The organism is Mailhella massiliensis, from assembly GCF_900155525.1.
GTDB classification, from domain to species: Bacteria; Desulfobacterota; Desulfovibrionia; order Desulfovibrionales; family Desulfovibrionaceae; genus Mailhella; species Mailhella massiliensis.
Genome location: NZ_LT706952.1, coordinates 76,608 through 97,092, shown reverse-complemented (window position 1 = coordinate 97,092; position 20,485 = coordinate 76,608). Strand labels below are relative to the sequence as shown.

Annotated in this window: 21 protein-coding genes; 15 read left to right on the top strand and 6 right to left on the bottom strand. The window is 54.6% G+C overall.

What is annotated here, in order from left to right; genetic code table 11:
• Positions 1-104: 104 nt before the first annotated feature.
• The 3 genes from CZ345_RS10525 to CZ345_RS10520 all read right to left on the bottom strand — a co-directional run bounded on the left by CZ345_RS10525 (position 105) and on the right by CZ345_RS10520 (position 2,558).
• Positions 105-1,010 (bottom strand): hypothetical protein, encoded by a 906-nt coding sequence (locus tag CZ345_RS10525; protein WP_077073113.1) that lies wholly within the window; start codon positions 1,008-1,010, stop codon positions 105-107.
• Between the two features lie 172 nt (positions 1,011-1,182).
• Positions 1,183-1,350: a hypothetical protein gene (locus CZ345_RS17205; RefSeq protein ID WP_005027660.1), complete on the bottom strand. Its 168-nt coding sequence runs from the start codon at positions 1,348-1,350 to the stop codon at positions 1,183-1,185.
• On the bottom strand, positions 1,347-2,558 hold the full coding sequence (locus CZ345_RS10520; RefSeq protein WP_077073112.1) for a tyrosine-type recombinase/integrase: 1,212 nt from the start codon (positions 2,556-2,558) through the stop codon (positions 1,347-1,349). Before CZ345_RS10520 ends, CZ345_RS17205 begins: the two co-directional genes overlap by 4 nt.
• Before the next feature lie 970 nt (positions 2,559-3,528).
• Between CZ345_RS10520 and CZ345_RS10510 the strand changes: the two genes are divergently transcribed.
• The 7 genes from CZ345_RS10510 (at position 3,529) to CZ345_RS10480 (ending at position 9,129) form a co-directional block, all read left to right on the top strand.
• Entirely contained in the window at positions 3,529-4,647 is a 1,119-nt protein-coding gene (locus CZ345_RS10510) for a helix-turn-helix domain-containing protein (RefSeq protein WP_077073110.1), read from the top strand.
• A 9-nt stretch (positions 4,648-4,656) separates the two neighbouring features.
• Positions 4,657-5,652 carry a DotH/IcmK family type IV secretion protein gene (locus tag CZ345_RS10505; protein WP_083717360.1) on the top strand — a complete coding sequence of 332 codons (996 nt, stop codon included), beginning with the start codon at positions 4,657-4,659 and terminating at the stop codon, positions 5,650-5,652.
• Positions 5,653-5,661: 9 nt separating this feature from the next.
• Positions 5,662-6,768 (top strand): DotG/IcmE/VirB10 family type IV secretion system protein, encoded by a 1,107-nt coding sequence (locus tag CZ345_RS10500; protein ID WP_077073108.1) that lies wholly within the window; start codon positions 5,662-5,664, stop codon positions 6,766-6,768.
• 4 nt (positions 6,769-6,772) lie between these two features.
• On the top strand, positions 6,773-7,279 hold the full coding sequence (locus tag CZ345_RS10495) for a hypothetical protein (protein ID WP_077073107.1): 507 nt from the start codon (positions 6,773-6,775) through the stop codon (positions 7,277-7,279).
• Positions 7,280-7,293: 14 nt separating this feature from the next.
• The gene (locus tag CZ345_RS10490) at positions 7,294-7,536 is read left to right on the top strand and encodes a hypothetical protein (RefSeq protein ID WP_077073106.1); all 243 of its coding nucleotides are present in this window, start codon (positions 7,294-7,296) and stop codon (positions 7,534-7,536) included.
• 153 nt (positions 7,537-7,689) lie between these two features.
• Positions 7,690-8,886: a tyrosine-type recombinase/integrase gene (locus CZ345_RS10485; protein ID WP_077073105.1), complete on the top strand. Its 1,197-nt coding sequence runs from the start codon at positions 7,690-7,692 to the stop codon at positions 8,884-8,886.
• 18 nt (positions 8,887-8,904) lie between these two features.
• Positions 8,905-9,129 (top strand): helix-turn-helix transcriptional regulator, encoded by a 225-nt coding sequence (locus CZ345_RS10480; RefSeq protein ID WP_144277330.1) that lies wholly within the window; start codon positions 8,905-8,907, stop codon positions 9,127-9,129.
• A 79-nt stretch (positions 9,130-9,208) separates the two neighbouring features.
• On the opposite strand, the gene CZ345_RS10475 is transcribed toward CZ345_RS10480, so the two are convergent.
• Positions 9,209-9,547, bottom strand: coding sequence for a hypothetical protein (locus CZ345_RS10475; RefSeq protein WP_144277329.1), 339 nt, complete (start codon positions 9,545-9,547; stop codon positions 9,209-9,211).
• Positions 9,548-10,004: 457 nt separating this feature from the next.
• Between CZ345_RS10475 and CZ345_RS10470 the strand changes: the two genes are divergently transcribed.
• The 4 genes from CZ345_RS10470 (at position 10,005) to CZ345_RS10455 (ending at position 13,387) form a co-directional block, all read left to right on the top strand.
• Complete coding sequence (locus CZ345_RS10470) at positions 10,005-10,328, top strand: plasmid mobilization protein (protein WP_077073102.1); 324 nt, start codon at positions 10,005-10,007, stop codon at positions 10,326-10,328.
• Positions 10,325-11,944, top strand: a complete 1,620-nt coding sequence (locus CZ345_RS10465) for a relaxase/mobilization nuclease domain-containing protein (RefSeq protein WP_077073101.1) — start codon at positions 10,325-10,327, stop codon at positions 11,942-11,944. Before CZ345_RS10470 ends, CZ345_RS10465 begins: the two co-directional genes overlap by 4 nt.
• 122 nt (positions 11,945-12,066) lie before the next feature.
• Entirely contained in the window at positions 12,067-12,603 is a 537-nt protein-coding gene (locus tag CZ345_RS17730; RefSeq protein WP_083717358.1) for a transposase, read from the top strand.
• Positions 12,604-12,751: 148 nt separating this feature from the next.
• Complete coding sequence (locus CZ345_RS10455) at positions 12,752-13,387, top strand: SinI family restriction endonuclease (RefSeq protein WP_162274964.1); 636 nt, start codon at positions 12,752-12,754, stop codon at positions 13,385-13,387.
• Here the strand turns inward: CZ345_RS10455 and CZ345_RS10450 are convergent.
• Positions 13,356-13,820 (bottom strand): EVE domain-containing protein, encoded by a 465-nt coding sequence (locus tag CZ345_RS10450; protein WP_077073098.1) that lies wholly within the window; start codon positions 13,818-13,820, stop codon positions 13,356-13,358. The two genes, CZ345_RS10455 and CZ345_RS10450, sit on opposite strands and share 32 nt — an antisense overlap.
• Positions 13,817-15,061, bottom strand: coding sequence for a DNA cytosine methyltransferase (locus CZ345_RS10445; RefSeq protein WP_077073097.1), 1,245 nt, complete (start codon positions 15,059-15,061; stop codon positions 13,817-13,819). Before CZ345_RS10445 ends, CZ345_RS10450 begins: the two co-directional genes overlap by 4 nt.
• 421 nt (positions 15,062-15,482) lie before the next feature.
• On the opposite strand from CZ345_RS10445, the gene CZ345_RS16665 reads away from it, so the two are divergent.
• The 4 genes from CZ345_RS16665 to CZ345_RS10430 are packed head-to-tail and all read left to right on the top strand — an operon-like array spanning position 15,483 to position 20,478.
• Complete coding sequence (locus CZ345_RS16665) at positions 15,483-15,674, top strand: hypothetical protein (protein WP_144277328.1); 192 nt, start codon at positions 15,483-15,485, stop codon at positions 15,672-15,674.
• Positions 15,675-15,692: 18 nt separating this feature from the next.
• Positions 15,693-16,403, top strand: coding sequence for a DotI/IcmL/TraM family protein (locus CZ345_RS10440; protein WP_077073096.1), 711 nt, complete (start codon positions 15,693-15,695; stop codon positions 16,401-16,403).
• Entirely contained in the window at positions 16,403-19,381 is a 2,979-nt protein-coding gene (locus CZ345_RS10435) for a hypothetical protein (RefSeq protein WP_077073095.1), read from the top strand. The genes CZ345_RS10440 and CZ345_RS10435 overlap by 1 nt, the downstream gene beginning before the upstream one ends.
• Positions 19,378-20,478: a hypothetical protein gene (locus CZ345_RS10430; RefSeq protein ID WP_077073094.1), complete on the top strand. Its 1,101-nt coding sequence runs from the start codon at positions 19,378-19,380 to the stop codon at positions 20,476-20,478. The genes CZ345_RS10435 and CZ345_RS10430 overlap by 4 nt, the downstream gene beginning before the upstream one ends.
• Positions 20,479-20,485 lie beyond the last annotated feature (7 nt).

Here is a 20,485-nt window from a genome sequence, read left to right as displayed (position 1 = left end):
TTTGGATTTCAGGAGACTCTGGCATACGTCCAAAGATTCCCGTGAGGGAATCGGACGGGAAAAGAACGGGAACTTCTCAAAAAGACGGGAAAACAGCAGACTGGTCACGCCTTGATTATGGTGTATGTCTCCGCTTCCCTGAGGAGCATATCCATCAAATTGCGATAGGATTTGTCGTCCCTGTACTCTTTGCCCGCAAGCAAACGTCCCACATGAGTCTTTCTGCCCTGCGGAGTTTTGTGACTGGTCTCGGATTTTTGGGGACCACACCAGTACAGGAGAACATAAGCGATGACTGAAAGAGGATACTTTTCTTTCATGGCGTCACGGACGGCGGCGTCCGGCCTTCCTTCCCAGAAGGCTCCGGGAATACGGAAAATAAGTTTTTCATCCTGCGGTGACCTTTCACACAGGGGAACTGCCGCCCCTTTGTCGGCAACGGACGATTCCGGCGAAGCTGTCTGTAAAACGGCCTCCACAAGGGCACGGGTGATGCCTTTCACTTCCTGGCGTAAGGGATAATAACGGAGATATCTGATAGCAACGTCCCTATCCACCATTATGGTATCGGCAAAGATATGCGCGATGAAGTGATAACTTGAGGCAGGAATGGAGAATATCGGCTTCTCAAAGAGAGGCGAGTCCGGTGAATACTGCGCGAAGAAGTCTTCTGTTTTCAGTCTCTCCAGACTGCTGAACAGAAATTCTCGTGCCTCGGGAAAGACAGACGCCGTATCTTCAAAGGATTCTTCAAGAATAACATTCAGTCCATATCGCAGGGAGTTAAGAGGAACAAGTGTTGATATCTCTCTGAAAAATTCCATCACATCAAAGCCAAGCAGATATGTCTGAATGCCCATATCCGGTTCCGGCACTGAAGGAAATTCCGGTATCTGCGTTCCATATGCGGCGTGATTGCCAGCAATAAATGCCTGCCAGCAGGATTCATACGTTGTACGCCATAATTCCAGTGGCTGAACGGCGTCAGGCCAGAGTGCCTGAACAAGCATTTCACCTTCTCTGGCTGTCAGGCCATACGCCTGCCGTACTCTGCCTATGGTAATGTTCTGCCGGTCTGTCATGGAGGAAAGGATACCCTGTCGCCCAAAAATGGACAATAAAAAACAGCGGCAGGGATAGTCATGTACCTTCCGTGCCGCTGTTGACTGGAAACAGGCGTTATCAGCTATACCACGCCCGGATTATATCCATGTCGTCATAGCCGTATTGTCTCATACGTTCCTTTTCTTCCTCGCTCCAGCCGGTGTCGTTGCTCGTCACCTGCGTCTCGTCTTCTATTTTCCCGATGGAGATACAAACATCACGGTCGGTCATGGTGTCCTCTTTCATGCTTCCTCCCTGATTCTTTTCTGTTGTGTGTTGCGTAATCCGTCCAGGTAGTCAGCCCATGCCTGCATCATCTTTCGACGCTCAGGCAGATATTCCGCGTAATTGTATGCCGCCCGCACTTCGTCCTGCTCGCCGTGAGCAAGCTGCCGCTCAATCCAGTCCCGGTTATAGCCGAGTTCATTGAGCAGTGTGGAAGCGATGGAACGGAAACCATGTACGCTCATCTCGTGTTTCTGATAACCCATACGCCGGAGCGCATTGAGCATGGTCGCATCGGAAATGGACCGTGCTTCTGTGCGGATAGAAGGGAAGAGGTATTTCCCTTCCCCGGAGCATTTCTGAAGTTCCCGAAGAATGGACATCGCCTGCCGGGACAGGGGCACAAGATGCTGACGGCGCATTTTCATGCGTTCCGCAGGGATGCGCCATTCCCCGGCCTCAAGGTCGAATTCTTTCCATTGAGCGGCCCGCAATTCCGTGGGACGGGTGAAGACCAGCGGAGCCAGCTTCAAGGCACAGACCAGAGGGAAATAGCCTTCATAGGCGTCGATATCCCGCAGAAGCTGACCGACTTTCTCCGGTTCCAGCACTGCCGCCCGGTGAACAGTTTTTCGCGGTCGCAAGGCTCCCCGGAGATCGGCTGCGACATTGTGTTTCGCCCGGCCCGTGATGACCGCATAGCGGAACACCTGACTGATGATTTGCAATACTCTCCGGGAAGTCTCGTAGTTTCCCCTCCGTTCCAGAGGCTTGACGACCTCCATAACGTCCCGTGTCTCAAGTTTGGCGATATGCGTCTTGCCGATGGCCGGAAAAATGTAGGTCTCCAGCCGGTACATGACAGTTCCCTGATGCTTTTCGGAAAACTCTGCCATACGGGTTTCGTGCCATTCTCTGGCGATATTCTGGAAGCTGTCGCGTTCCGCGATGGCTCTGGCCTGCCGTAACTGCCGTTTATGGTCTGAGGGATCGATTCCCTTGGACAACATGCGTTTCGCCTCTTCGCGGCGTTCTCTGGCGTCTTTGAGCGATATGGTGGGATATTCCCCGAAACTGAGCAGCTTGCTCTTGCCGTCAAAACGGTAGGCCATCCTCCAGAGCTTGCTTCCGTTGGCGGGAACGAAAAGAAACAGACCGCCGCCATCGAAATATTTACGAGGCTTCACGTCGGGTTTCAGACTGCGGATGTGGGTATCGGTAAGAGGCATGGGCACTCCTTGGCTGTCGTTGGACGAAGAGATACCCACATGGATAAAAATATTTTTGATTCCGCGCAGTTATTCATGTAGGTATCAGAAATGTCATACCACATTTCTACCTACGGATATACCCATAAAATGTTTGGATGCAAGCGGACGAGGCTGGACTTCGGGAAACCATACCGGAAAGAAAAAACAAAGAATGCCAAGGTCTTTTGGACCTTGGCATTCTTCTTTGTACCTAAATTTGGCATCCCCAGGCGGATTTGAACCGCCGTTGACGGCGTGAAAGCCGTTTTACATGCGCCTACCGCCATTATATTTCAATGAGTTATAGCACATTGAGGGACATAAAATGTCACCAAAAACCTCTGTGCTTGTAACCCGCTTTTGTAACCCATGCTCTCGGTGCGCCGTCCTGTTTTTGCCCGCTGAAAGCAATCCTTCTCACACCGTCCTTCCTCTTCCTGTCTTCTCTCACGGCTCCGTCTTCTCTTCCTGGAGTCGTCTTCTTCGCCCTCTGCTCCCTCAAAAAATCTGCCCTGTTCCCGTGCTGAAAACGCACCGCTGGAGGCTTCTTCCGCATCTGAAGCGGCCCAGGATTCTGCCGCGTCTCATGTGCGAAGAGGTCTTCTGTTGAAGCCTCTGCCATCCCCCCGGCAAACAGCACTCTGCCTGCTCAGGTTCCTCAGATCCCTTCAGACCGATCGGCGATTCCTCAAGCGCCGCTTTGTCAGGGCACCACCAGCAATCCTTTGCAGGTCATGCGACAGGCGCAGTTCAGCGCAACCTGCCTCAAGGTTTTGAGGATGAAAAAGGCTTCGGAAAAACAAAAAGCCGTCAGGTGGCACCCCAACGGCTTCTTGCAGAACATTTGTTCTTTCTCAAAAGAATCTGAAAGAACAATAACTGAATTACCGGTTGTTGTCAATATTCAGCTCTGCAAAAGTATCTTTTTCCTTGGCCTGGAGAAAGACATATGGAGACATTTTCGCCTAAAGGAAAAATTTTTGGTCCTATTCTTCCACAATTTATTTTGGAAAAGCGCATCACACTTGGAGCAAAGGTCATGTATGCCTTACTGTGCAACTATGCTTCTGAAAAAGATCATTGTTGGCCGTCCCATGCCACTCTTGCTTCTCGCCTGTCATGCAGCATCAGCAGTGTAAAAAATTATCTTGCTGAACTGGTGCGTGAAAATCTCATTGCCATACGAAAGGAACATTACCGCTCTTCTGTGTATTACCTTATAAGACCTGAACATAATGATAACGCTGACGAGTCAAATTCTGAAAGAAGTGAACGAGTTTTTACCTGCAACAAGTCAAGTTCTGGCTACATAAATAATTTTAACAAACAAAAACAAGAAAAACACACCCCCTTTCCCCCAAAAACGACAGAAGAGACTCCGCAGCCTACGGCTCTCTCTACGCCTTCGGCGAGGTGTGGGATTTCTTCTGAACAGGATTTTGAGAACGTATGGAATCTCTATCCCAAAAAAGAGGCAAAAGGCTTCGCCCGGCTTGCCTGGTTCCGTCTGGCCCGTTGCGGTCAGCTTCCTCCCGTATCTGAACTTCACGCCGCTCTTCAGCATTGCATGGCTCAGGAAAGCTGGCACCGGGAACAGGGACGATTCATCCCCCAGCTTGGAAACTGGCTTCGCGGGCAGCGATGGCTCGATGCTCTTTCTTCCGGCTCTCCTTCGGGACGGCGGCCTGATCCCGGCGTGCAAAAGGCCATGCAGGAAAGAGAGGAACAAGAAAAACGCATCCAGGAACGGCAGAAAGCGGAAAAAGAAAGACTGCGTCCTCTCTTCCGGGCATTTGCGGAAAAATTTGACGCTCCCTTCAACGAGGCCATGGCTTTCGGCATCTGGCTGCATTTGCACTCCATTCACAGCGCTCCCGCTGCCGAAGATGTTCCTGCGGACAACACCAGGAGCATTGTAGCCTTTCTTCTTGAGTACCGTCGGAAAGTACAGGAACGACGATATACACCCACCGCTGCCAAAGTGCAGACGCCGATTTCCTATTTTCACCGCCCGGAACTGCTGTTCGGCAGAAATTCCGAATCCCCAGTCATACCGACATACGCATAAGGAGCTACCGTGAATCAACTGATTTCTTTAGGAATACTGGCTCTGCTTTCGCTGCCGTGGGACGCCCAGGCAGAGACTTCCGCCGCATCTCGGACGCCTCTTTCCCCCGCAACAATGGCGACCGTTCACGGGCAATCCGCCGACTCGGCCTCCTTGCCCGAAGAATCGGCACAGAAAACGCCCGCCCCCTCAGGTTCGGACCTGAAAAAGGCCCAGGAAGCGCAGGCGCTTTTTGAGGAAAGCCTGAGGCAGATGATGCCGCTGGATAAGGAACACATACAGGAATACCGGAAACGGTCGGATCAGCGTGAACGAGCGCTTTTGCCCGTTTCCCCCGACCTGCGGACCCGAACGGTGCGCGTCACGCTGGAACCAGGTCGTGCGCCGGTCAAGGTATTTACCACGGCCAACATCGCCACATCGCTGGTTTTTCATGACTCCACAGGTCAGCCGTGGCCCATTACTTCCGTGACCAACGGAGGGCCTTCCTCGTTTCAGGTTCTCCGCCCGGAACTGCCGGAAGGCAATCTGCTCAATGTCATGCCCATACAGGGCTATGCCACGTCAACCCTCGTGGTCACTCTGGAAAATCGGGACATTCCGCTGGTCATCAGGCTTGAGTCGGATTCCGTCCGCGCTCCTGAACGCAAAGCCGACGCGCTGGTGCTGATTCAGCTCGCCCACCATGGTCCGAAGGCTGCGATTCCCCTGACCAGCACCATCAAGGAAACCGCCAGCTCCGCCATGCTGTCCTTTCTTGACCGCGTTCCCCCGGATGATGCCGTGCGTCTTCGTTCCGAACCGGATTCGGATGCCGTGATGGCCTGGAAATACAACGGAAAACACTACGTCAGAACCACGCACAGCCTGATGTGGCCGGCATGGACTGCCGTCGTCAACGGGGCAGGCTCCACCAAATGTTATGAGCTGCCCGTCACGACAAGAATCATGCTTTCCCGTGAAGGAAGCGTGCAGACCATCCTTCTGAAAAATACTCTCAAATAAGGCGGACACATGGCTATCACCAGCACGGAAAAAAAGCGGCGATTCATACTCTTCAGCCTGTTGGGACTGGCTGCCGCCGTTGTCATTGTTCTTGCCTCGTTTCTGCTGTTCACGCCGGAAAAGCCGTCCGGCACCTCAAAAATGGCATCGGCAAGAACGGAAGCCGTAAGCGGGCAGGCGGGCGGCGTCGGCTCTGAGGAATACAACCAGAAGTTGAAGGAACACGACGCGCAACAGGCCAACGCGGCGCTTCAAAGCGGTGCGAGTTTCATTCCCACGCCGATAGGAGAAAAAAAGTCCGTTGTCGTCAAGAAGCAGGATACCCCTCCGTCGCCTCCGCCGGTTGCTCAGGTACGCACCGTGCCTGTTCAGACGCCGCGCACGGACAACGCCATGCTCAAAAGGATGATGGATGACCTGGCCGAACTGGACACCAGGCTGGCCAGCGCTTCCGTGGGTCAGGGACAAATCGCCTATGTCCGGGAGTTCCAGGATGAGACCGGCCAGCAGGAGTCCGAAAAACAGCCTGCCTCCGGGACGCCGTCGGTCGCTGCATCCTCCAGACCTGCGGTGAAACCGGGCGACCTGTTGTACGCCATCATAGATGTGGGAGTGAACTCCGATGTTCCGTCCGCCGTGCTGGCGACCGTCACCTCAGGCACATACAGAAATGCCCGCCTCACAGGCTCTTTCCAGCGCCATGATGAACGCCTTGTGCTGGCCTTCAATCGGATCATTCTGCCCTCCGGCGAAACCATCCAGGTGGAATCCTATGCCGTTGATCCCACCACCTCGGAAGCCTCGGTCGCCAGTTCCGTGGACACTCATTTCTTCAGCCGATGGGGCGGTCTGGTCGCCTCGGCGTTTCTGGAAGGACTGGGTACGGCCAAACGCTACAGCGGTGCCCAGAGTACCATCTACGGCTACGGCAACGACGTAACCGACCAGATGGTCTGGAACACCTACAGCGTCAGCGATCAGGCATGGATTGCCGCCGGAAAGGTCGGCGAGAAGGCCGGAAAAATCTTTGAAAGAAACTTCGACCGACCGCCCACCGTCAGGCTCGAAAGCGGCACGCCCGTGGGCGTTCTGGTCATGAACGTCAAGGACAGGTGACGCCATGGAAAATTACGTTGCCAACGTCATTCCGCATTTGCAGCAATGGTGGCCCGTCATCATCCGGCTTGCCTATCTCATCGGCATTGTCTTTGCCGTTGTCTCCCTTGTTCAGGCCGTCAGCCGGAAACAACGCTTCAACCGCTCCACGGCGGTCTGGAGCTTCATCTGTGCCGTTCTGCTGCTGAATCTTCCCGAGCTCATGGATTCTCTGTCCATGACTGTTTTCAACCAAAGCTCAGAACAGGCCCTGAGCTACAGCCCGCCTTCGTCCCCCGGTTCCATCTACATCCAGTTCGCCGTGTACGCCATTGCCTCCATCGGCGTCATCGGCATTGCGCGGGGGCTGTGTCTCATACGCGACACGCCGAATCAGAGCATGAATTTCAGCCGGGGCCTTGTCCATCTGTTCGGAGGCATTCTCGCGGTCAACCTTGTCACTTTCCTGCGCGGCCTGGGGGCCACGGTAGGCGGTGACGTGCAAACATACATCGCCAACATCATTGGCTGAGAACGGAGGACTCTATGAACTTCATCAATCATCAGCTCTCCATTTCCCCGCTGCGCTGGACTGCCGCCGTTATCGGTGTCGCCGCCGTATGGCTCCTCATGCCTGAGATTGTCCAGGCTGCCGTCACCTTCGGAGAAATCGGCGAAAATGTGGCGGAAAACGCCAAAGGCGTCGCCAAGGGCGTCACCCTTGCCGGATACGCCTCCGGTGCAGGCATGGGCGTCTGGGGTTGCGTGGACATGTACAAAGCCTCATAGTGTCAAATATCATCCAAATTTGTACAAAACATATTGTTATTATTTGATAAAATACCATGTTATCGTCCAACCAAATTTGAGAAGGCACATGGACATACCCCATTTTTTGGGGTATATCCGGGGGTAAACAAACCTGAAAAGGAGGACTACCCCATGTCGTTGACCGATACCGCAATCCGCGCCGCCAAACCGGCTGAAAAGCAACAGAAACTCTTTGACGCCAAAGGGCTGTACCTGCTCATCACGCCGGGCGGCACAAAAAGCTGGAGGCTAAAATACCATTTTCAGGGCAAGGAAAAGCTGATTTCCCTCGGCACCTATCCCGCAACATCCCTGAAAGAGGCAAGGGAAAAAGCCGCCGATGCCAGAAAAGCCATTGAGAACGGTATCGACCCGTCCGCTCAACGGAAACTGAACAAGCAGCTTGCACAGAACACCTTTGAGCTGGTGGCGATGGAATGGATTGAACGCCAAAAGACCAAATGGTCGCCGAGCTATGCGGACACGACCTACCGGCGGCTGAAACGAAACCTTTTCCCGTTCATCGGCTCCAAACCTGTAAATACCATAACCGCCCCTGAACTTCTGGCCTTGCTGCGGAAAGTCGAGGCGCGAGGCATCATAGGCACAGCGCACGCGCTCAAAAATCACTGTTCCTGCATCATGCGCTATGCCATTGCCACCGGCCGTGCGGAACGTGACCCGGCGGCGGATTTGCGCGGCGCTCTCATGCCTCATGTAAAAAAACACCGGCCCGCCCTGACGACACCGGAGAAGGTGGGACGGCTGATGCACGCCATCTACAACTATCAGGGGTCGCTGGTCGTCAGGAGCGCCTTGCAGATTATGGCCTTTACCTTTTGCCGGACAACCGAAATCCGTTGCGCCGAATGGCAAGAATTCGATTTTGAGGACAACATCTGGCGTATCCCGGCGGAGCGCATGAAAATGCGGCGCGACCATCTTGTTCCCCTCAGCAGGCAGACACTGACCGTTCTGGAAAAACTGCGGGCGTATTCCGGCGGCAATCAGTATGTCTTTCCAAGCTACCGGTCCGAAACCATTCCTTTTGGAAGAAGCGCCCTGCAAAGGGCCATACGCCGCATGGGTTTTGAAGAGGATGAAATGTGCCCGCACGGTTTTCGCGCTATGGCATCCACCCTTCTCAACGAACTCGGCTATAACCGTGACTGGATTGAACGCCAGCTTGCCCACGCCCCTACGGAGCAGATACGCGGAATTTACAACCGGGCTGAATACCTGCCGGAACGCCGCCGTATGCTTCAAGATTGGGCCAACTATCTCGACGGTCTGAGAGCCAAAGCCCGTCAGGAGGTTGACCTTGAATAAAACATGAGGAGACACCCTATGAAAAAACTGACGGAGGATTCCTTTCTGCGTCTGCCGCAGGTTCTTGAGCTGATCCCCATAAGCAAAAGCGCATGGTGGCAAGGCTGCAAGGAAGGCCGTTTTCCCAAACCGATAAAGCTGGGGCCGCGCACTTCGGTATGGCGATCTTCCGACATCGCCGCTCTCATCAAACAGCTTTCCCTGCAATCTGTTCAGGAGGAAAAAGCCGAGGCACGGAAATAAGATGAATAAGCCATCCGACCCATTCCCAAAAGGCGGCGCGACCAGGGCATGAACCTTGGCCGCGCCGCTTCTTTTTGTGTCATATCCCGTCCGCGCTTCCCCATTCCCTGCTGCTGTTGCCTTCATGGGGCGGAGGCGTGTCTTTTTCGGCAGCATCCGAGTTCTTTATCGGCTCCACGGCGGAAGCCTTGTCAAACAGAGCTTGCAGTTTGGTAAGCGGAACAGATACCCCGCTTTCCGCAAGCAAGTCCCGTATGTCTCGCAGCGTGTAGCCCTGCCGCATGGCCTTTCTGATGTCGTTGACCAGAAATTCCGCGACTTCCCCGCGCGTCTTCCCGGCCTCTTTCACCGGGAGACTTCGGAGTTTTTTCCGGGCGGCCTCTATCTGCTCCATCGTATATCGTCGTGCTGTTGCCATACGCATCACCTTCCTTGTCAAAATTTACTTTTCCTTTCCCTATACTATAGTGGAAACTTTATTGACAACTTTTATTGTCGGATAAATGTGTACAAAGCTGGATAAATACGGACGCTATTCTACAAATAAGGACAAGAATATTTTTACTCTATCCAATTTTCAAATTTATATTTCTATCTGAATATATTGTTCAAAGAAAAACAATACAGTATTTTTACTTTTTTCTCTGGCCTTCAAGGCAATTTTTCATCTATACTTTCACCAAAAGCGGAAGCACAGCGCGGGCAATGCTTCCCCCGAAGCAACAAAAGGCAGTCCCCAAGACCGCCGGGGTTCTTCCTTACAGGATGGTAGCTGTCTGACGCCAGCTAACATCCTGCCAAAGGCTTCGCCTCTGGACACCCTCAGAGCGTTCGGCGCTACGCTTCTCACGCTCTTAAAAAGGCAGGAAAGGCAGATGGAAAAACGGAAGGCGACAACCAGATTTCAGAAACGGCGGACACTCAGACTTACCACCGAAGAAGATGAAAGAATAACCCGGCAGGCCGTCACCGCCGGAATCTCTGTTTCCGAGTACATGCGGCGGCTTTTCTTCGGCGGCAGGCCCATTATCGCCAGAACGGACGACCAGACCATCCGGGAACTGCGGCGGCTTGGGGGATTGCTCAAGCATCATTTCGAGATGGTAAAGCGGACTGCAAATCCGGCCACCCTTTCGGAACTGGACGCTGCATTGCGGGAAATCCGGCACGCCATCGAAGCCCTGAGCGAAAGACGATGATTATCAAGAAGCTCAAGCGTACCAGCTTCAAAAAGTCCAAGGCCGTCATGATTGGCGGTCTGGTGGACTATATCCTTGCCGAACACGATGACGGGGGCAAGGACAAGCTCGCCTATGCCGGAAGCAAAAACTTTCTGACAACGACTGTTGCCGCCCAGAAAAGGGAGATGGTTTCCCTTGCAGAGGAATCTATCCAGAGCAGGATGCCGGTCACGCACTGGATTCTGTCGTGGCAGGAAAACGAGCAGCCTTCCCGTGAACAGGTGGATGAAGCGGTCAATCTCTTTCTCCGGGGAATGGGGCTTGCCGAGCACCAGACGCTCTATGCCCTGCACAAGAATACGGGTAACTACCATCTTCATATTGTCGTGAACCGGACGCATCCCTACACACAGAAAGTCATTCAGCCGCACAGGGGATTCGACATCAACGAGGCACATAAGATAGTGGCGGAAATCGAACACAGGCAGGGATGGGCACCGCAGGAGAATGCCCGCTATCGTGTCAATGAACAGGGGCATGTGGTCAAGAATCTCCAGCGGCGGGAACGGGTAAAACCCAGGCCCAAGGCAGAGGACTTTGAAAGCGCCACGGGCGAAAAATCCGCGCAGCGTATCGCGCAGGAACGCGGCCATACCGTCATCCAGAGCGCCTCATGTTGGGAAGAGCTTCATGCCGGACTGGATGCGGTCGGTCTGCGTTTCGTCCGCAAAGGTTCCGGCGCTGTGATTTTCGTGGGAGACACGGCAATCAAAGCGTCCAGCGTGGACAGGAATTTCGGCATGTCCAAACTCTGCAAACGGCTTGGAGAGTTCAAACCCGGCTTCTATTCTGAGCGGACATTCCATAAGCCCGCCCCGGAAGCGGTCAGCCATGTATGCCGGGAGGAGTGGCTGGAGTATCAGAAGGAACGGCAAAATCTGGCCGAAGAGAATCATTACGCCAGAAAGAAACGGGAGGAAGAGCGGCACGAACTGGAACAGCGGCAGCGGGAACGTCGTGAGGCGGCTACAGTCCATCTTGCTCGGCACGGGTTTTCCGTGCTGAACATTGCCCGGCATTTCCTGAAAGAACAGGAGCGGGAGGAGTACGCGGCGTTGCGGGAGAAACAGGTTCAGTCGGAACAGACGAAACGGCTCCCTCGCTTCAAGCACTGGCTGGGCAAGCGCAGTCCGCACCTTGGCAATCTCTGGCGTTTCCGCAAACGGATAGCTCCCGGCATAGAGGTCAGGCAACGCGAGTTTCCCAAGATTGGTACACTGGCTTCCCCGTATACCGCCTATCGTAACATGGTAAAAAAACATTTTCCCGAAAAGATGGATGAATCACGGCTGGATGCGGCCATTGCCCTGTACATGCGCTGTGCCGGATACACAGTGCAGGAGGTAGCCAACGAGCTGTACAGACACACCCCCGCCCGCCCCCACGGGCAGAACCGCGATGAAAGGATAGACTACGGGCGCAGGGTAGTCTGGTATGCCTTCGGCACGGCGGGAGATATTGATATTGCAAATGTGCGGCCTACGGAGGAAGATATTCAAAAGTTTGTTGCCGAGGCGGAGCAGCCTGAACGAAAAAAGCAGGACATTCCACGCCCTACGTTCAGGCTGCGTTGAGTTTCCCGGAATCTGTTGCTTTGTTTGGGGCAGTTCATTGCTGTCCAGCGTCGGGAGTCGCTTTTACCATTGGGGCTGAAAGTGGAACTCCCCAAAAGCTCCATCGCGATTTTTGACAAGGGGTGTATCAACTATTCCGTTTCCGCATCCTTGGGGTGCAAGGCGTTTTCTTTGTGACCCGACTGAAACGAGACGCTGTTCACAGGCTATTGGTGCGGCGTCCGGTCAGTCGCAGGGATGGCATAACGCCTGGGCATGTCATCGTGGTCAGCCACAAGGGGGAAGGGATCAGCCTACGCAGGATAGGCTATCGAAATCCGGAAAGCGGCAGACGTTACGAATTTCTGACCAATCACTTCCGTCTTGCGCCCAGGACTATCGCCGAGATTTACAAAGATCGCAGGCAAATTGAGATATTCTTCAGGGAAATCAAGCAAAACCCGCGAATCAGGTCTTTTGCCGGGAACACGGAAAATGCCGTGCTGATTCAAATCTACACGGCCCTGACGGTCTATTTGCTCCTCGCTTACCAAAAATTTCTGAGCCGTATCCGACTCTCCATCCAGCAGCTTTGTCAACTCATCCAAGTTAGCCTGCTCGGTTCGATTTCCCTAGAAACTTCTGAATCCACCACGACAAAAACCGGGAAATCCATATGACTTCAGCAGGTTGAATTTAATTTCCTAACCAAACAGAAATGGATCCTTCCGTGCCATGGACCATGATGCAACTTTTATGTAGTCTTCGTAGGAAAGAGGTCGATACATGCAAAACAATACAAGTGCTTTCGATGTGGGACGTGACATAATGAACCAGCTGTACCCCGCCTATCCGTCCATCGCGCAGGCTTACGGGGTGGTGGCGGAGTTTCTTTTCCAGAATCCCGGTATGCAGTCATCCCGGATTCCGGAACGCATAACTGCGGAATTTCTTATGAAACACGCTCAGAGCTTTTTCAACGGAAGGCAGAGCAACGGGCCGGTTATACCAAGAACTATACCGGACGAGCGAATAAGGGATGTGCTTGAAGCGGCCTATTCCGTGCCTCCGGACAGACTTGACGAGGCCATCCGCTATCACATGGAGGCGATGGGTGCGGAGAATTTTATTGGGTGGATACTTGAATCCTATATAGCGTGGCAAGCCGAGCAGATTGGCTGGGCGTGGTGCAGCGGAGCCATAATTAGGGCGGTTGACTTCATAAAGCCGACGGGACAGGGCAAGTGGGAGCTTTTGCAGGTAAAGAACCGGAGCAACTCGGAAAATTCGTCATCCTCGAGAGTACGCCTTGGAACCGATATAAGGAAATGGTTCAGGGTGTACGCGAACAACGGCAGGACGAACTGGGAGTCCTTTCCGGACGCAGCACTACGGACAAGGCTGTCGGAGGAAGGGTTTAGGAATTACATTGTCAGCTGGATACAGCAAAATTTCCGGCAGTGACGATGCGTTCGTAATCCTTTTTGCTTATGATTTTTGCCCCCCTCTGCATAACACAGCCCCATTTTGGGTTGTTTTTCGGGACGAACTCAAGCTCATCCTTGATATCGGCTATTTTCGGACTTTCAGGAAACACGGCTATATCTTCCAGCATAAGTGCGGAGATAGGCGGCTCGCCGTACAGCCCTGAAAGGGATTTGGGATCGCTTGTAATGCCCTGTACTTTCGCCGTTGCGAGAAAGGCTCTTCCGCCTTCGGAAGTGCCAGCCAGATAGATTATAACCGAGTCGCCCGCCTTTATGAGCTTCTTGTGGGGTGTGTTTGAATATATGTTCCACAATCCTCGTGAAAGCCTGTGCTGGGCGACATTTTTCGCTGATATTTTATTTCCTCTGTCATCCCAGCAGTCATTTACTATAAGGAGATAATAGTTCATATTGCCTCACCTGAAAAAGTAAGCTGGACAGCAACCGAACGCTTTTGTACAAGTTGTCTGTCGGTCGTGTTGAGATAGCGCGAATATTTAAATCCCTCGTATTCCTGTATGGGAAGGTTATTGAGCAGGGACATGATCAAGCTCCCAACAGCCCGGCCAAGGCTAATGGGGACGGCGTTTCCAATCTGCCTGTACTGGTCGGATAGCGATCCGCAGAGAATCCATTCATCGGGGAATTCCTGTATGCGCTTGTATTCCTGTATGCTGAGCGGCCTGTCCTTTTCTGGATGAGCAAGGTCGGTCGCGGGCATGGCTGGAAAAGTGACAAGTGTCGGCGAAGGCTTTTCCCATGCAAGTCTGCGCAGAAAACCGGTCTTTCCACCGCCAGCCTCGTAGGACTTGCCGAGCGCCTCCTTTTGAAGGTTCTCGGGGAGGTTGCGCCAATTCTGCCCCTCTTTCAGCATTCTGTACCAGCGGAGCCGCTTTTCGGGGAAGCTCGCATACGTCTGCTCTTCTTCCTTCAGATCGCCTATGGCGTCGCGGAGGGTTTTCCAGCGCGGCAGCCCGTGCTCACCGTGCTCGGAATGAGTGGGCACGAGCCAAGGCGCTTTGCGTCCGTCTCTTGAGCAGATGAAAATGACCCGCTCGCGTATCTCCGGCGAACCGAAATTGGCCGAGTTGTAAAGGTTGAAGGTGACGCCGTACCCTGCCTTTCCCAGCCTTTCAAGGATATAGGCAAGTGCACCGCCTTTCATGTTGCGTTTGCCCAGTTTCCTGTCGCCGCGATCCTTCCAAGGAATATGCTCAAGCGGGGCGGAAAGAATGCCACGAACGTTCTCAATGACGGCGAATTTTGGGCGTATTTCCTCAATTATATCTATGTAGCGCAGGAACACATTTCCGCGTTCGTCCTCAAATCCACGCCTTTTGCCTGCCGTGCTGAACGCCTGGCAGGGCGGGCCACCGGCAATCAGATCAACCTCATCTCCAGCTCGCAAGCCAGCCATTTCCATTATTTCGGAAGCCGTGTAATCCCGTATGTCACCTATCAGCCCGATTTCCGGCCTGTTGGCGGTTATCGTCTCGCGGCAACGTCGATCAACCTCACAGGCAAGAAGCGGATGAATCCCAGCTTTTTCTAGGCCAAGATCCAGTCCAAGCGCCCCAGAAAAGAAACTTAGGCATTTTATACCTGTCCTTTCAACCCTTGATTTCCTGTCCTGTATTTCATTTTGTGTCATCTTCTTTCTCTATCCCTTAATCACCCGTATTAGCGTAATCGCCGCTGAAACGCGCTCCGGCACCGAACCGGCCGTTGAAGCCGCCCTCCATGCCTACTTCTGTCACATGGATCATGTCCGTGTCAAACTCAATCCTTATGCCGTATTCGATCTTTTTCTCATCCTAATTTGACGACACTATTTAGGCATCTCCTTTTCCGTTTGCGCCGCGCCGACACATAAACCAGAGTGTAACCATGCGAAACGGCTGATTGTCTGTTTCATTGATGGCGCAATATTTGTGGCCTTTCCCCTTGCCTACGCTCTCCCCCAGCCCGAGTCGTGTCCAAAGCAATCCAGCAACGCCCGGTAATATCCCATTCCTTTTGGGGTAATTGCCGGGGTATTTTTTTATAAAAATATTTTTCTTCACAATATATCAATGGATTGCATTTCAAAATCCATTGACATGTACAAGGCCACAAAGCGCCAGGGCGAATCGACCTATCCCGGCGGCCTTATCAAGATTCTGGTCGGAGCCGTGCTGCTCGGTCTGGGAGAAACCCTCGGTTCCGGCTCGGCCACGCTTTTCGGAGCCGATCAGACCTCCGGCATGAGTGATCTCGGCCTGTAACCTCAAAGGAGACGAGGCATGAGCATGTTCAAAAAAAAGGAAACATCTTCCCTGCCGGAAGCTCCGGGGCAGGCTCTGAGCATGGAACCTCATGCCTCGTCTCCGGCCCCGGACGCGTCTGCCGTTATCGGAGGTCTCGGCTGGTACAGAACCCAGTTTCATCGCGCCATGAAACTGGCGCTGGGACTGAGCCTGGCGCTGATGGTCAGCCTGGCCGTCATTGCGCTGCTTCTGCTGAATCAGCCGAAACCCCGATATTTCGCCGCCACGCCTGATTTGCGCCTCGCGCCTCTGGTTCCTCTCGACCAGCCGCTGCTTACCCAGAGCGGGCTGCTGACGTGGGTGTCGGACACCATTACCGGGGCCATGTCGCTCAACTTTCTGGAGTGGCGCGAAAAACTCGAAGCCGTCAGACCGAATTTCGACGACGACACGTTCAAATCCTTCCTTTCCTCTCTGGAAAGTTCCGGGATTCTGAACATGATTCAGGAAAAACGGCTTTCCGCCTCATCCGTTGCCACCGGTGCCCCGGTCATCATCGCCTCCGGGCTGGTCAGCGGGAAGGCCACATGGCGCATCGAGTTTCCCCTGATCGTTTCCTACGAATCAAGCCAGGGGGTGGAAAGCACCCAGCGTCTTATCGCCACTGTTCTTGTCTGCCGTGCCTCCACGGCCACCACCCCGCGCGGGGTGGTGATTCAACAGGTCGTTCTGAAGAGGGAATCCTGATGCTGGATAAACTTGTCAATGGCATAGACTGCGGCATACGCGCCATCTCTGAAGTCTTCGCCGGACCGGTGTACGGTTACTGCCGACTGGAAACGGTTGATGACGACGTTCTGGTGGCGGACGACGGAAGTCTCGTGAGTCTTCTGCGTCTTGAGGGTTCCCTGAAGCATGTGGGCGTAGAAGAATACGGGAGCATTGTTTCCGGTCTGACGGAAAAATTCCAGTCTTCCTTTTCCAAGCCGGGGCACCTGCTTCAGGTCGTTTTTGAGTACGACCCGGAAAGCAGCGCTTCCCGAATTACCGAACTTCTGCGTCCTTCCCGGCTGACGGCACAGAATCTGGGCCTTCATATCGGCCCGCTGCTGGATGACTGGGGAGCCACGCTGCAACGCTACTGCGCTCTGGAAACCTGCTGGCTCGTTCTTTGGACAAGGCCCGCCGTTCTGCCGGATTCCCTGCGGAAAACAGCCCTGAAGGAACGCCATGCCGCCATGTCCAAGGTGCCGACGATTCCGGGCTGTCAGCAGGTATCCCGCGCCGTAGCTGCGCTGCATGACGCCCATAACGGTTTTCTGACCGGCGTGATGGACGCTTTCCGTCAGGTTGACCTGCTGGTGCATCCCCTTTCGGCCCATGAGGCTCTGCGTGACATCCGCTTGTGCATTTCCCCGGAAATGACCGGTCGGGACTGGCGGCCTCTCATACCCGGCGATCCCTTGCCGTTGCGTCTGCCTGACCCCGACACAAGCAGGGCGGACAGGCTGCATAACATGCTGTACCCGGATTTCAAGACACAGCTCTGGCCCCGTGAGGGAGAACTGATTTCCCGTAACGCCATACGCATCGGCGACAGAATATTCGGGCCGCTCATCATGACGCTCATGCCCCAGACGCCGAAACCGTTTCAAGAACTTTTCAGGGTACTTGCCAAGCGTGATGAACGACTGCCGTACCGCATTTCCTTTCTGCTGGAAGACGGAGGCCTGAACATGGGTCTCCGGCCCCTGCTCGCGGCCATCCTGGCCTTCAGCTCTTCGGACAACAAAAAGTTCAATAAGGCCGTCGATGCCCTGAAAGAGCTGGACCTTGAAGGTATATGCTGCATCCGGTTCCGCATCTGCTTCTGCACCTGGGCCAGCGTAACGGATTCCGAGCAGGAAGCCCATCTGCTGCTCCGACGGCGCGTCGCGGAACTTTCCAAAACCGTTCAGGGATGGGGAACGGCGGATATTTCCGAAGCCACAGGCGACCCGCTTCTCGGTTTTACCGCGACGCTTCCCGCCATGATGCCCGCAAGTCCGGCTCCCGTCACCGCCGCGCCCTTGCAGGACGCTCTTGGCATGTTGCCGCTGCGTCCGGCGTCGCCGTGGCGGGAAGGAAGCCTGCTGTTCCGAACCCAGGACGGTAAAATCATGCCGTATGCGGCCAACTCTTCGGAACAGGCCGCCTGGATAGACCTCGGCGTTGCCCCGATGGGCGGCGGCAAGTCCGTTTTTCTCAATGCCTTCAACTTTGCATTCGTCACTCAGAGCGGGCTGTCCCGGCTGCCGTGGCTATCCATCGTGGATGTCGGTCCGTCCAGCTCCGGGCTGATAACGTTGCTGAAGGAAAATCTGCCTGAAGGCCGCAAACATCTCGCGGCCTATCACAGGCTCAGAATGACGCCGGACTATGCCATTAATCCCTTTGATACGCCGCTCGGCAACAGAAAACCTCTGCCGTCTCACAAGGCATTTCTGGTCAATCTGCTGTCTTTGCTGGCCACCCCTCTGGATGTCACGGCTCCGGCCGACGGTGTTCCCGGACTCATAGGCAGAGCGGTTGATCTCGCCTATGAGGAACTCTCCGACAACCATCACCCCCGGCTTTACCAGCCGAACGTGCTTCCGAAGCTGCACGCCCTCATCACGGAAGAAGGCATACGTCGGGACGCTTCCACGTCCTGGTGGGAAGTGGTCGATGCCCTTTTTGAACGGGGCTATGTCCATGAGGCGTTGCAGGCCCAGCGCTACGCCGTGCCTCTGCTGGCGGATGTCGGCTCGCAAATCAGGCAGAACAAAGGCATCCAGAACACCTATGACGAAAATCTCATCCTCAATGTCTGGCGTTCCCTTCTGGATGCCATCGACGCCTATGTCATCCTGAAGGAACCCACGCAATTCGACCTCGGCGACGCTCAGATCGTCAGCCTTGACCTTGATGAAGTGGCTCCGCGCGGCGGTTCCACGGCGGATCGTCAGTCCGCCGTCATGTATATGCTGGCCCGGCACGTCCTCGGTTCACGCTTCTTCCTGATGCCTGCGGATGTGCAGCTCATGCCCGAAGCCTACCGGGACTATCATGCCGGGCGAATCGAGGCGATTCGGGAGGACCCTAAAAGGCTTTGCTACGACGAAGCGCATCGCGTCACCAAAAACACCTCGGTTTCCGGCCAGTTGCAGGCGGATATGACCACCATGGCCCGTGAAAGCCGCAAATGGAACCTTTCCATCGGTCTCTATACGCAATCCATCGACGATATTCCCAAAATCATCACAGACGAACTGGCCACCACGGTCGTCATTCTGGGGTCCGGCACGGAAAAGAGCATTGAGAATCTAAGTCTCCGCTTCGGTCTGAACGGGGCCTGCCGTCATGCCCTTTCCCGTCTGGGAAAGCCCGGCAAGTCAGGCTCCAATCTCGTAGCCCTGTTCCGCACAGGTTCGGGCATGTCGCAGCTTGTCCTCAGCCTGACCATAGGCGGCCAGTCTCTCTGGGCCTTCAGCACCACCACGGAAGACGTGACTATCCGCAATCACCTTTATCAAAGGCTGGGACCATCCGAGGCCTTGCGCAGACTGGCTCGACGTTTTCCCGGAGGTTCGGCCAAGGCCGAAGTGGAACGACGCAGACGGCAGGTGGAGGACAGGAGCGATTCCGACGATGAAGTCGTCAACGTCATTTTGGAAATTGCCAATGAACTGGCGGAGGAACAATGAAAAAGCTCTTTTTTACCCTGGCGCTTGTTCTGTTTCCGGTCCAGGTCTGGGCCGCTGGCTGCGGCTGCGGTTCCATCAACGCCATGATTTCAGCGGCCAAATCTGAAACGATTCAGGCCGTCAACGCCTATACCGCTGCGGAAGCCCAGGCCATCCGTTCGGAAATTCTGCTGGCCGCACAGAATATCATCGGTACCATCAAAAGCGAAACGGCAACGGTCGTCCGGGCGCTGGTCGCGCTCAAGGAAAGCAATGTCGCCGCCATCAAGGGGCAGGCCGTCGCAGGCGAAGCCATGAAAACCGAAGATCTGTACGGCACTGCGGCCCAGCCTTCAGGGCTTTGCGGCGCAACCTCGCTGGGCGCGGGAATACAGCTCGGCGCACAGGCAGGGCAGGAAATTCATGCGACCATGAGGGAAAAACAGTTCGCCTATGCCAACACACCCGGCGCAAAGCCGGTGGAATTTCTGCACCGTATTCTGGCCGACGACCAGCCTTCCGAACCCGAAAGTCTGGATGCGCTCTTTCCGCTCCAAAGCACGCTTACGGAAGACCAGGTGGCGCAGGCGCATGAATCCATCAAGACACTGGCCAATCCCCGTCCGCTTCCCATGGTCACGGACGCACAGAAAGAAACTCCGGCGGGGCAGACCTACGCAGCGGCAAGGAAGGTTCATGAAGAACGTCTGGCCGCCGTTACCGAAGCGCTCAACCACCATGTCGTGCTGCACGCTCCCACATTGCCGGAAGACGTGACCGAATGGGCACAGAATCAGTGGTCGGAAGCGGGAGGAAGCGGCACTCCTCCCGGCATTGTGGACGGAAAACTTTCGGAAGCCGGGCTTTACAAACTGCTCTCACAGATGCGCGTGGGCAACCCCAACTGGTTTGCCCAGATAGCCACGGCCACGGATGCCGGACTGTTGCGGGAAATGGCGGTCATGCAGGCTTTTCAGATGGAGCTTGCCCGAAAAAACATGGAGCTTATGGACCGCCTGACCGTCATTGCGGCGCTGGACTTCCTTTCCCGCATGGAAGGAACCACCGGCAGGGACATGGACGACCTTTATGCCCGCATGGTCGGCGCACAGCAATAGGAGACCG

What these genes read in the sequence shown, in the direction of transcription:
- CZ345_RS16665 (WP_144277328.1), top strand. Translation starts at nt 15,483, where the DNA reads ATGGATTGCATTTCAAAATCCATTGACATGTACAAGGCCACAAAGCGC.
- CZ345_RS17205 (WP_005027660.1), bottom strand. Translation starts at nt 1,350, where the DNA reads ATGAAAGAGGACACCATGACCGACCGTGATGTTTGTATCTCCATCGGG.
- CZ345_RS10510 (WP_077073110.1), top strand. Translation starts at nt 3,529, where the DNA reads ATGGAGACATTTTCGCCTAAAGGAAAAATTTTTGGTCCTATTCTTCCA.
- CZ345_RS10490 (WP_077073106.1), top strand. Translation starts at nt 7,294, where the DNA reads ATGAACTTCATCAATCATCAGCTCTCCATTTCCCCGCTGCGCTGGACT.
- CZ345_RS10475 (WP_144277329.1), bottom strand. Translation starts at nt 9,547, where the DNA reads ATGGCAACAGCACGACGATATACGATGGAGCAGATAGAGGCCGCCCGG.
- CZ345_RS10450 (WP_077073098.1), bottom strand. Translation starts at nt 13,820, where the DNA reads ATGAACTATTATCTCCTTATAGTAAATGACTGCTGGGATGACAGAGGA.
- CZ345_RS10500 (WP_077073108.1), top strand. Translation starts at nt 5,662, where the DNA reads ATGGCTATCACCAGCACGGAAAAAAAGCGGCGATTCATACTCTTCAGC.
- CZ345_RS10480 (WP_144277330.1), top strand. Translation starts at nt 8,905, where the DNA reads ATGAAAAAACTGACGGAGGATTCCTTTCTGCGTCTGCCGCAGGTTCTT.
- CZ345_RS10525 (WP_077073113.1), bottom strand. Translation starts at nt 1,010, where the DNA reads ATGCTTGTTCAGGCACTCTGGCCTGACGCCGTTCAGCCACTGGAATTA.
- CZ345_RS10520 (WP_077073112.1), bottom strand. Translation starts at nt 2,558, where the DNA reads ATGCCTCTTACCGATACCCACATCCGCAGTCTGAAACCCGACGTGAAG.
- CZ345_RS10440 (WP_077073096.1), top strand. Translation starts at nt 15,693, where the DNA reads ATGAGCATGTTCAAAAAAAAGGAAACATCTTCCCTGCCGGAAGCTCCG.
- CZ345_RS10485 (WP_077073105.1), top strand. Translation starts at nt 7,690, where the DNA reads ATGTCGTTGACCGATACCGCAATCCGCGCCGCCAAACCGGCTGAAAAG.
- CZ345_RS10455 (WP_162274964.1), top strand. Translation starts at nt 12,752, where the DNA reads ATGAACCAGCTGTACCCCGCCTATCCGTCCATCGCGCAGGCTTACGGG.
- CZ345_RS10445 (WP_077073097.1), bottom strand. Translation starts at nt 15,061, where the DNA reads ATGACACAAAATGAAATACAGGACAGGAAATCAAGGGTTGAAAGGACA.
- CZ345_RS10470 (WP_077073102.1), top strand. Translation starts at nt 10,005, where the DNA reads ATGGAAAAACGGAAGGCGACAACCAGATTTCAGAAACGGCGGACACTC.
- CZ345_RS10465 (WP_077073101.1), top strand. Translation starts at nt 10,325, where the DNA reads ATGATTATCAAGAAGCTCAAGCGTACCAGCTTCAAAAAGTCCAAGGCC.
- CZ345_RS10430 (WP_077073094.1), top strand. Translation starts at nt 19,378, where the DNA reads ATGAAAAAGCTCTTTTTTACCCTGGCGCTTGTTCTGTTTCCGGTCCAG.
- CZ345_RS10435 (WP_077073095.1), top strand. Translation starts at nt 16,403, where the DNA reads ATGCTGGATAAACTTGTCAATGGCATAGACTGCGGCATACGCGCCATC.
- CZ345_RS10495 (WP_077073107.1), top strand. Translation starts at nt 6,773, where the DNA reads ATGGAAAATTACGTTGCCAACGTCATTCCGCATTTGCAGCAATGGTGG.